The 9480-nt window shown below is 39.9% G+C and carries 8 protein-coding genes and 2 pseudogenes; 5 read left to right on the top strand and 5 right to left on the bottom strand.

Annotated elements, in window-relative coordinates; all coding sequences use genetic code 11:
* Positions 1-197 precede the first annotated feature (197 nt).
* The 3 genes from DXA05_RS25120 (at position 198) to DXA05_RS25130 (ending at position 2420) form a co-directional block, all read left to right on the top strand.
* A complete protein-coding gene (locus DXA05_RS25120; protein WP_009041041.1) occupies positions 198-668 on the top strand; it encodes a helix-turn-helix transcriptional regulator in 471 nt (156 codons plus the stop codon).
* Positions 669-744: 76 nt separating this feature from the next.
* Complete coding sequence (locus DXA05_RS25125; RefSeq protein WP_004312917.1) at positions 745-1521, top strand: dihydroorotate dehydrogenase electron transfer subunit; 777 nt, start codon at positions 745-747, stop codon at positions 1519-1521.
* Positions 1509-2420: a dihydroorotate dehydrogenase gene (locus DXA05_RS25130; RefSeq protein ID WP_004312918.1), complete on the top strand. Its 912-nt coding sequence runs from the start codon at positions 1509-1511 to the stop codon at positions 2418-2420. Before DXA05_RS25125 ends, DXA05_RS25130 begins: the two co-directional genes overlap by 13 nt.
* A gap of 215 nt (positions 2421-2635) precedes the next feature.
* On the opposite strand, the gene trmD is transcribed toward DXA05_RS25130, so the two are convergent.
* Complete coding sequence (gene trmD, locus DXA05_RS25135; protein WP_004312919.1) at positions 2636-3313, bottom strand: tRNA (guanosine(37)-N1)-methyltransferase TrmD; 678 nt, start codon at positions 3311-3313, stop codon at positions 2636-2638.
* Between the two features lie 75 nt (positions 3314-3388).
* Here trmD and ligA point away from each other — a divergent pair, with 75 nt between their 5' ends.
* Both ligA and dapA read left to right on the top strand, forming a co-directional pair.
* Positions 3389-5389, top strand: a complete 2001-nt coding sequence (gene ligA / locus DXA05_RS25140; RefSeq protein ID WP_009041040.1) for an NAD-dependent DNA ligase LigA — start codon at positions 3389-3391, stop codon at positions 5387-5389.
* Between the two features lie 59 nt (positions 5390-5448).
* Positions 5449-6342 carry a 4-hydroxy-tetrahydrodipicolinate synthase gene (gene dapA / locus DXA05_RS25145; RefSeq protein WP_004312921.1) on the top strand — a complete coding sequence of 298 codons (894 nt, stop codon included), beginning with the start codon at positions 5449-5451 and terminating at the stop codon, positions 6340-6342.
* 263 nt (positions 6343-6605) lie between these two features.
* Here dapA and DXA05_RS25150 read toward each other — a convergent pair.
* The 4 genes and pseudogenes from DXA05_RS25150 to DXA05_RS25165 form a co-directional block, all read right to left on the bottom strand.
* A pseudogene (locus DXA05_RS25150) lies at positions 6606-8170 on the bottom strand (IS66 family transposase).
* A gap of 86 nt (positions 8171-8256) precedes the next feature.
* Positions 8257-8607: an IS66 family insertion sequence element accessory protein TnpB gene (gene tnpB, locus DXA05_RS25155; protein WP_008023397.1), complete on the bottom strand. Its 351-nt coding sequence runs from the start codon at positions 8605-8607 to the stop codon at positions 8257-8259.
* Positions 8595-8996, bottom strand: a complete 402-nt coding sequence (locus DXA05_RS25160) for a hypothetical protein (RefSeq protein WP_008026046.1) — start codon at positions 8994-8996, stop codon at positions 8595-8597. Before DXA05_RS25160 ends, tnpB begins: the two co-directional genes overlap by 13 nt.
* Positions 8997-9343: 347 nt before the next feature.
* Positions 9344-9480: pseudogene (locus DXA05_RS25165) on the bottom strand (transposase); the annotation flags it as partial.

A 9480-nucleotide genomic window follows, 5' to 3' on the forward strand; every position in this document is an offset into this window, starting at 1 on the left:
ATTTACTGTTTTTGTTTGATATACAAACGTAATATTCGATTTGCATAGAAACGGTGTATTTTTGTGATATTAATATTTTTATATTTGTAATTTGCTTTTGTGAATCTAAATATTTACCTTTGTATTATCAATGATGTAATACGTATTTTTGTGAATCAGGTGCATAACACATACAATTGTACTAAAAAGAAGGTAGTATGGAGATAAAAGACAGAATCAGAATGATAATGGAGAGAGAAAAAGTTCCTCCTAAAGTTTTTGCTAAAACAATCGGAGTACAACAATCTACTCTCTCTCATATTTTAAATGGCCGGAATAAACCCAGTTTAGATGTCATAATGAAGGTTCATCAAAAGTATGACTATGTAAATCTTGAATGGTTGCTTTATGGAGAGGGCGAAATGATGGTATCTGAAGAAGAGACATCTTTTTCTTCTTCTAATAGCGATTATCTGCCTTCTTTATTCGACGAGAATCTCATAAATTCGTCCAAAGAGCCGGCTATTCCGGAAAATCGCAAGGAAATGCCATTAAGAAACGCTGAAAATTCCCCTAAAGAGATTGTAAAACAAGAGATTAGGTATATAGAAAAGCCTGCCAGGAAAATCACGGAAATAAGAATATTTTTTGATGATAATACCTATGAGACGTTTAGGCCTGAAAAATAAAGAGTAAAATCGGTGGTTTGAGCAATTTCCTGTATCTTTGCACCCGGAATACGAATTTATACTTTTATATCCATACATGAAGAAATTTATTTTAGATCTGACAGTGACCGAGAATATCAGATTGAATGCAAACTATGTATTGCTAAAATTGACGTCTCAGTCATTACTGCCCGAAATGTTACCTGGGCAGTTTGCAGAAATCCGGGTGGACGGTTCGCCTACTACATTCTTGCGTCGTCCTATTTCTATTAATTTTGTAGATAAACAGCGAAATGAGGTCTGGTTTCTGATCCAGCTGGTTGGTGATGGAACAAGACGTCTGGCAGAGGCTAATTCTGGTGATACAATTAATGTGGTGCTTCCGCTGGGAAATGCATACACAATGCCTCAAGAGGCTTCTGATAAGCTCTTATTAGTTGGTGGAGGTGTCGGAACAGCTCCCATGTTGTATTTAGGTGAACAATTGGCTAAAAAAGGCCACAAACCTACGTTCTTGTTAGGTGCCCGTAGCGACAAAGATTTGTTGCAGCTGGAAGAGTTTGCTAAATATGGAGAGGTGTATACTACTACGGAAGATGGTAGCCATGGCGAAAAAGGATACGTAACTCAACATTCTATATTAAATAAGGTACGATTTGAGCAGATTTACACTTGTGGTCCTAAACCAATGATGGTGGCTGTGGCAAAATATGCCAAAAGTAATCAGATAGAATGTGAAGTTTCTTTGGAAAATACAATGGCTTGTGGTATCGGAGCATGCTTGTGCTGTGTGGAAAATACGACAGAAGGTCACTTGTGTGTATGTAAAGAAGGTCCTGTTTTTAATATAAATAAACTACTATGGCAGATTTGAGTGTAAACATTGGTGAATTACAAATGAAGAATCCGGTAATGACGGCATCCGGTACATTTGGATATGGTGAAGAGTTCTCTGATTTCATTGATATAACGCGAATAGGTGGTATTATTGTAAAAGGAACGACTCTTCACAAACGTGAAGGGAATCCTTATCCGCGTATGGCAGAGACTCCTTCTGGTATGTTAAACGCTGTAGGACTGCAAAATAAGGGTGTTGACTACTTCGTGGAGCATATATATCCTCGTATAAAAGACATTCAAACGAATATGATTGTAAACGTTTCGGGGTCTGCGATCGAAGATTATGTAAAAACGGCTGAAATCATTAATGAACTTGACAAAATTCCTGCTATAGAACTAAACATCTCTTGCCCCAATGTGAAGCAAGGAGGTATGGCTTTTGGTGTGTCAGCAAAAGGGGCATCAGAAGTAGTGAAAGCAGTGCGTTCTGCTTACAAAAAGACACTTATCGTAAAACTCTCCCCAAACGTTACGGATATCACCGAAATAGCTCGCGCGGCAGAAGAAAGTGGTGCAGATAGCGTGTCATTAATCAATACATTGCTGGGTATGGCGATTGATGCGGAACGTAAACGCCCTATTTTATCAACGATAACAGGAGGAATGTCGGGAGCGGCCGTAAAACCTATCGCATTGCGTATGGTGTGGCAAGTTGCTAAGGCGGTAAATATTCCTGTCATTGGTTTAGGGGGTATTATGGACTGGAGAGATGCTGTCGAATTCATGCTTGCAGGTGCAACGGCTATCCAGATTGGTACGGCAAATTTCATAGATCCTGCTGTCACTATTAAAGTGGAAGATGGTATAAATAATTACCTGGAAAGACACGGGTGTAAGTCTGTAAAGGAAATTATTGGTGCACTTGAGGTGTAATTGAAAACATACAATAACCATTCGCACTAAGTCTGCGAGAAAAATGCTATTTGTCTTTTGAATAAAGGAAGAATAAGCAGGCTGGAAACAGCGGATGAAAAATAGGTCTGTGTTTAAGATTAGCTATCAGCAAGATCTTTATAAACTGAAGGCAAAATAAAAACGACGGTGAAGATTTACATATTCTTCACCGTCGTTTTTATTTACACTTTATTTTATTCTCCCAATAAGTCGGGACGAAGTTTTCTGGTACGTTCCAGGGATTGTTGCAGTTCCCATTCTTTGATTTTTGCTTCATGACCGGATAAGAGAATATCGGGGACTTTCCAACCTTTATAATCCGCAGGTCGTGTATATACAGGTGCTGCCAGCAAATTATCCTGGAAAGAATCGGAAAGTGCGGACTGTTCATCAGAAATGACTCCGGGGATGATACGTACGATGGCGTCCGCCATCACCGCTGCTGCCAATTCTCCTCCTGTTAATACGTAATCTCCAATGCTGATTTCTTTAGTAATCAGGTGTTCTCGGATGCGGTAATCGATACCTTTGAAATGTCCGCAAAGAATAATGAGATTCTGTGCCAACGAGAGGCTGTTGGCCATCGGCTGGTTGAACTGTTCTCCGTCGGGGGTCGTGAAAATAACTTCATCGTAGTCGCGTTCTGCCTTCAGAGCATTGATGCAACGCTCGATGGGTTCTATTTTCATAACCATTCCGGCAAACCCTCCAAAAGGATAATCATCGACACGGCGATATTTATCTTCGGTATAATCACGCAGATTGTGAATATGTATCTCTGCAAGTCCTTTATCTTGAGCTCGTTTCATGATAGAACAATTGAAGAAACCTTCAATCATTTCGGGTAAAACTGTTATAATATCAATACGCATAATCTTTTAATTTTTCGCAAAAGTACAAATATTCAAAGATAAACATGTATTTTTGCCTTAAACAATCGAATAAATATGGATATAAAGGAAAAAATAGAGGAATTGCGTGCCGAACTTCACCGGCATAATTATAATTATTATGTGTTGAATGCTCCTGAAATCTCAGATAAAGAGTTTGACGACAAGATGCGTGAACTTCAGGATTTGGAACAGGCACATCCGGAATATAAAGATGAAAATTCGCCTACGATGCGTGTAGGTAGCGATTTAAACAAGAATTTCACGCAAGTGGCTCATAAATATCCTATGTTGTCATTGGCAAATACATATTCGGAAGCGGAAGTGACGGACTTCTACGACCGTGTCCGTAAGGCATTGAATGAGGATTTCGAGATTTGTTGTGAAATGAAATATGACGGTACTTCTATTTCGCTGACTTATGAAGATGGAAAGTTGGTTCGTGCCGTCACCCGTGGGGATGGAGAAAAGGGGGATGATGTGACGGATAATGTGAAAACGATCCGTTCTATTCCGCTTGTATTGCATGGTGATAATTATCCTGCTTCTTTTGAGATACGTGGAGAAATTCTTATGCCATGGGAAGTGTTTGAAGAGTTGAATCGAGAGAAAGAAGCGCGTGAAGAGCCGCTTTTTGCCAATCCGAGAAATGCGGCTTCCGGTACATTGAAGTTGCAGAATTCTTCTATTGTGGCTTCCCGCAAACTGGATGCTTATTTGTATTATTTGCTGGGTGATAACCTGCCTTGTGACGGACATTATGAAAATCTTCAGGAAGCGGCAAAATGGGGCTTTAAAATCTCTGATTTGACGCGTAAGTGCCAGACATTAGAGGAGGTTTTTGAATTTATCAATTATTGGGATGTAGAGCGTAAAAATCTGCCGGTTGCCACAGATGGGATTGTTTTAAAGGTGAATAGTTTGAGGCAGCAGAAGAATTTGGGCTTTACGGCTAAATCTCCTCGATGGGCTATTGCTTATAAATTCCAGGCAGAACGTGCGTTGACCCGTTTGAATAAGGTGACTTATCAGGTAGGAAGAACCGGAGCTGTTACACCAGTAGCTAATCTGGATCCTGTGCAGCTTTCAGGGACGGTTGTAAAACGTGCGTCCTTGCATAATGCGGATATTATCGAGGGGCTTGATTTGCATATTGGAGACATGGTTTATGTAGAAAAAGGCGGTGAAATTATTCCTAAGATTACAGGGGTTGATAAAGATGCACGTAGTTTTATGCTTGGTGAGAAGGTTCGGTTCATCGTTAATTGTCCCGAATGTGGCAGTAAACTAGTCAGATATGAAGGAGAAGCTGCTCATTATTGCCCGAATGAAACAGCGTGTCCTCCTCAAATCAAAGGCAAAATAGAGCATTTTATTAGTCGAAAGGCTATGAATATTGATGGATTAGGGCCGGAAACGGTGGATATGTTCTATCGTTTGGGATTAATTGAAAATACGGCCGACTTGTATAAACTTACAGCTGATGATATCAAAGGTTTGGATCGTATGGGTGAAAAATCGGCAGAGAATATTGTAACGGGAATTGCGCAAAGTAAAACAGTTCCTTTCGAGCGTGTAATCTTTGCTTTAGGAATCCGCTTTGTTGGTGAGACTGTGGCTAAAAAGATTGCGAAGTCGTTTGAGAATATCGATGATTTACAGCAGGCAGATCTTGAAAAATTGGTAAGTATCGATGAAATCGGAGAAAAAATAGCTCAAAGTATACTTGCTTATTTTGCTAATGAGTCTAATCGTGAGTTGGTTAACAGGCTAAAGGAGGCCGGACTACAACTTTATCGTACAGAGGAAGATTTGAGTGGATACACTGATAAGTTGGCAGGACAGTCTATTGTTATCAGTGGTGTGTTTATCCATCACTCGCGTGACGAATATAAGGAACTTATCGAGAAAAACGGAGGGAAAAATGTTGGAAGCATTTCCGCGAAAACGAGTTTTATATTGGCTGGAGATAATATGGGACCTGCAAAGCTCGAAAAAGTAAAAAAACTTGGAATAACCATATTAAGCGAAGACGAATTTCTGAAACTTATATCGTAAGATAAGAAAAATATTCGTACTTTTGCGGCTAAATAAATTAGAGATTATAATTAAAACTCATGATACAGACTAAATTGAAAGGAATGGGGGTAGCACTGATTACTCCTTTCAAAGAGGATGAGAGCGTTGACTATGACGCGTTGATGCGTATGGTGGACTATCTATTGCAGAATAATGCGGATTTCTTGTGTGTGCTGGGAACTACAGCTGAAACACCGACTCTGACCGAGGAAGAAAAGAAAACCATAAAAAAGATGGTAATTGACCGCGTTAACGGAAGAATTCCTATTCTGTTGGGTGTAGGTGGTAATAATACTCGCGCTATTGTAGAAACATTGAAAAACGATGATTTTACAGGGGTTGATGCTATATTGTCTGTGGTGCCGTATTATAATAAACCTTCTCAAGAAGGTATTTATCAGCATTATAAAGCGATTGCGGAAGCTACGGAGCTCCCTATCGTATTGTATAATGTTCCGGGACGTACGGGAGTAAATATGACTGCTGAAACTACGTTGCGGATTGCCCGTGATTTCAATAATGTAGTTGCTATTAAAGAAGCATCCGGCAATATCACGCAAATGGATGATATTATTAAAAATAAACCGGAAAATTTTAATGTAATCTCTGGAGATGATGGTATCACCTTTCCTCTCATAACATTGGGAGCTGTTGGCGTGATTTCGGTAATTGGTAATGCTTTTCCTCGTGAATTTAGTCGCATGACACGTTTGGCGCTTCAAGGAGACTTTGCCAATGCGTTGACTATTCATCATCGATTTACGGAATTATTTAACCTGTTATTTGTCGATGGAAATCCGGCAGGCGTAAAATCAATGTTAAATGCGATGGGGATGATTGAAAATAAGCTTCGTTTGCCGCTGGTTCCTACTCGTATTACTACATTTGAAGCAATACGCAAGGTTCTGAATGAATTAAATATTAAATGCTGAAAAAAGATGGACTCTTGACTAGTTCATAATAAACATCGAAGTGTTTAAAATAAATATCCCAATGATTAAATTCAATCATTGGGATATTTATTTTAAATCAGCCTATGATTTTTTTATTTTTATTCTCCCCTTCATCTTTCTTCTGAATAGCCTATGAATAAGGAATTTAGAGATGAAGGAGCTTCTTAAAAGCTGTTGTTTGTTGGTAAGCGTCTCCGCGATTCTATATAGTTTGCTAAAATAAAAAGGCTAATGCTCCCTTTTTATCCATTAGCCTTTTCCCATCTGTCAGGAAGCAGTTCCCTGTATTTTTCAAGTGGTGTGTTTGGTTGCCATTCAGCTGTTCTGTTTATCACATCCGTGAGATACTCAAATAGATTCACTTTATGCATCCTACAGGTGAGTGCTATCGTGTAGAGTATGGCGCCTCGTTCGGCTCCCTTATGGCTGCCGAAGAACAATGAGTTTTTTCTTGATAAGGATATGTACCGGTTCATCCGTTCAACTATATTGTTGTCCAGGTAAGTGTCACCATAATTAAAGATGTCCACCACTGCATTCCACTCATTGCGAAGATAGGTGATAGCTTCTTGTAGTTCGCTCTTTGGTAATAAATCCCCCCGCTCTTCTATTTCATCAAACACATCTTTTATTTCTCCGAGTATGTCCGGCGCATACTTTTTTCGATGCATAAGATTCTGTTCTACTGTCCATCCATCAACCCCAACTTTATGCTTATGCTCGTTTTGATAAAGAGTGTTTATCAGCTCCACGATTCTTTTTGCATCCGGGTCATTCTCACCGCAATCTATAAATTTCCGTTTTATATGTTGCAAGCACGGGATGCGTGTGATATTGGGATAAGCATCGCTTTCGAGCTTCCGGTAAGGTGAGTAGCCATCGCTTTGTATGATACCTTTGCAACTGCCTAATTCGTTAAGAATAACTCTTTCAGACCGGGAGCCGTCATCATAGAGCAGGTATATCATCCTGGTGTTTATGCCGACAACCACCCAAAGGTATCCCTTTCTAACTCCTTTTCCCTTACTGTTCTTTTCCGGGACGAGTATTTTGTAATAGGTTTCGTCGGCTGCCTTATAAGGATCACTCAAAGCTGTCTGCCGGATACACTTATAAAGATTTTCGAAGAGGCCTGAGGCTTTTTCTATCAACTTATGAGCCGTAGGTTTCTTCAGCGTAAAGCCATGACCTTCGAAGTAGTTGATGATTCTTTCAACAGGTAGCGATTGTATATAACGTAATTCCATCAATCCGGCAATAAATGAGCCGTCATAGCTGGAATTTAAGAAAGCCGCGACCGGGGTTTTTCCCTCAAACAGGCGACCGTCTTGCGTATAGGTGTGTATCTTGTAGACGTGCTTGATGAAGCGCATGGGTACACATTCATAGCGGACGCATATTCTGGGAGCGGTAGTAAACAACCGGGCCTTATTGATGTCAAAATCGGGATCATCAGGATAAACGACATGTTCTTCTTCCTCCATCTCATAATGCATGTCACGTTTGGCACCATTGTTCTTTCTGGCTTTACGCTTATCTGCTTTTTCAGCTTCTCTCTTCTGCCGCTCTTCTTCGGACATGGCAGGTTGGGGAGCTTGTTGCTGTTCGGATGTGTTGGATACAAGTTTGGCGAGCCCTTAGCAAGGCGCTGTTGTTTGCTAAGAGATTCGCCTTTTTGAAGGAGTGCTTCTTTAAGGGAAGAAACCTCTTTTATCAAAGCATCTACTTGCCCCAAGAGTCTGTTGTTGTCATCTCGTAATCTCTTGATCTGTTCCTTCAATAACTCTATGATCTCATCCTTTTTCATGGTATAAAGATATAAAAAATCAACGAGTTGACCAAATAAATCGGATGATATACTTAGTACAAATAATTAACAATCAACATATTATATTAAATCCTGAAACGTTTTCGCAACCGTACAGACTTCAATGACACTCCATTTAAGATAAAAGACAAAACCTGATAAGAAATCTCGTAATTGCCTGTATGGGGGTTAAATGTTGGTAACTCAAAACTTCCACCCTCGAGGCGCTTGTAGTACAGAAGAAAGCCATCGCCATCCCAACGCAGTATTTTTACACTTTGTCGGTTTTTGCCAAAGAATAAAAATATATCTCCGGAAACGGGAGACAAGTCCTTCATTTCCAAGCGTATAATTTTGAATAAACCGTCGATGCCAAGGTTCATACGAACAAAGCCCTGGTACAGATAGTATCGATTGGCTGATGTTAGAGAATACATGGATCTCCCTCCTTTCTTTCGTAATCGAGCAACATTTTAATAACACCACCGGGTGTGGCCCGTTTGACCGAAATGGTGGTTCCACTGTTAAACGTGATTGTGATCCCGGCAAGACTAAACTCTTCTTCCGACGACATGGCGGGTGCTATTTGAGTGAACGCAGGAGAGGTAGTGGTCAGTGGGGACGGCTCAACGCCGCCATAATAATCACGAACCACATCTGCCTTAGCTTGTTTAACGCTATAGCCCCGTCGGGACATCCAGGAACTCATACCTCCAAAAGTGGTATGCTGCTCGCGGCAAACATCCGCTAAAGAACAATTGTAGTCTGTTTTTAAGACTTCTTGGAAACGTTTCCAAGTTCTTCTAAATCTATTTTCTAAATCCATAATGCTTCATTTTTATACCTCGCAAAGATATGAGAGCTAAAAACGGACAGCAATATAGAATCGCGGAGACGCTTACGTTTGTTGTGGTGGATTATATTTTGCGTTATCCTCTAAGCTTGCGTAGATGATATAGGTTGTTTTTGTTCTGTAAAGCGGTGCTTTAGACATAGAAAAGCATAGCTTTAGCCTATCGAAAGCTATGCTTTTTCTTTCTTTTTCAATGGAACATATTTGTTTTATAAATCAGTTCGATAAAAATAACCTACCACATGTTTCTTTTCTAATATCGAGCCGGGATATAAAGGCTCAGTTGTAATTCTTGGGGGATTAAGTTTAGTCAATTCCCTTCATGCATATACCTTTGCTAGCCTAAAAAGGAAGAAGCTCATATCCACTACTCCTCTAAATGATGCCCTAAATGCTTTGATTTTAGCATTAAATGCTTCCGCTGCTGCATTTGTACTCCTGTTCACAAAGAAGTTCA

It is taken from the genome of Bacteroides sp. AM54-2NS (assembly GCF_003602935.1).
In the GTDB taxonomy this organism is placed as follows: domain Bacteria; phylum Bacteroidota; class Bacteroidia; order Bacteroidales; family Bacteroidaceae; genus Bacteroides; species Bacteroides xylanisolvens.

Coding starts and splice junctions, on each gene's coding strand:
- DXA05_RS25120 (WP_009041041.1), top strand. CDS start 198: ATGGAGATAAAAGACAGAATCAGAATGATAATGGAGAGAGAAAAAGTT.
- DXA05_RS25125 (WP_004312917.1), top strand. CDS start 745: ATGAAGAAATTTATTTTAGATCTGACAGTGACCGAGAATATCAGATTG.
- DXA05_RS25130 (WP_004312918.1), top strand. CDS start 1,509: ATGGCAGATTTGAGTGTAAACATTGGTGAATTACAAATGAAGAATCCG.
- trmD (WP_004312919.1), bottom strand. CDS start 3,313: ATGCGTATTGATATTATAACAGTTTTACCCGAAATGATTGAAGGTTTC.
- ligA (WP_009041040.1), top strand. CDS start 3,389: ATGGATATAAAGGAAAAAATAGAGGAATTGCGTGCCGAACTTCACCGG.
- dapA (WP_004312921.1), top strand. CDS start 5,449: ATGATACAGACTAAATTGAAAGGAATGGGGGTAGCACTGATTACTCCT.
- tnpB (WP_008023397.1), bottom strand. CDS start 8,607: ATGTATTCTCTAACATCAGCCAATCGATACTATCTGTACCAGGGCTTT.
- DXA05_RS25160 (WP_008026046.1), bottom strand. CDS start 8,996: ATGGATTTAGAAAATAGATTTAGAAGAACTTGGAAACGTTTCCAAGAA.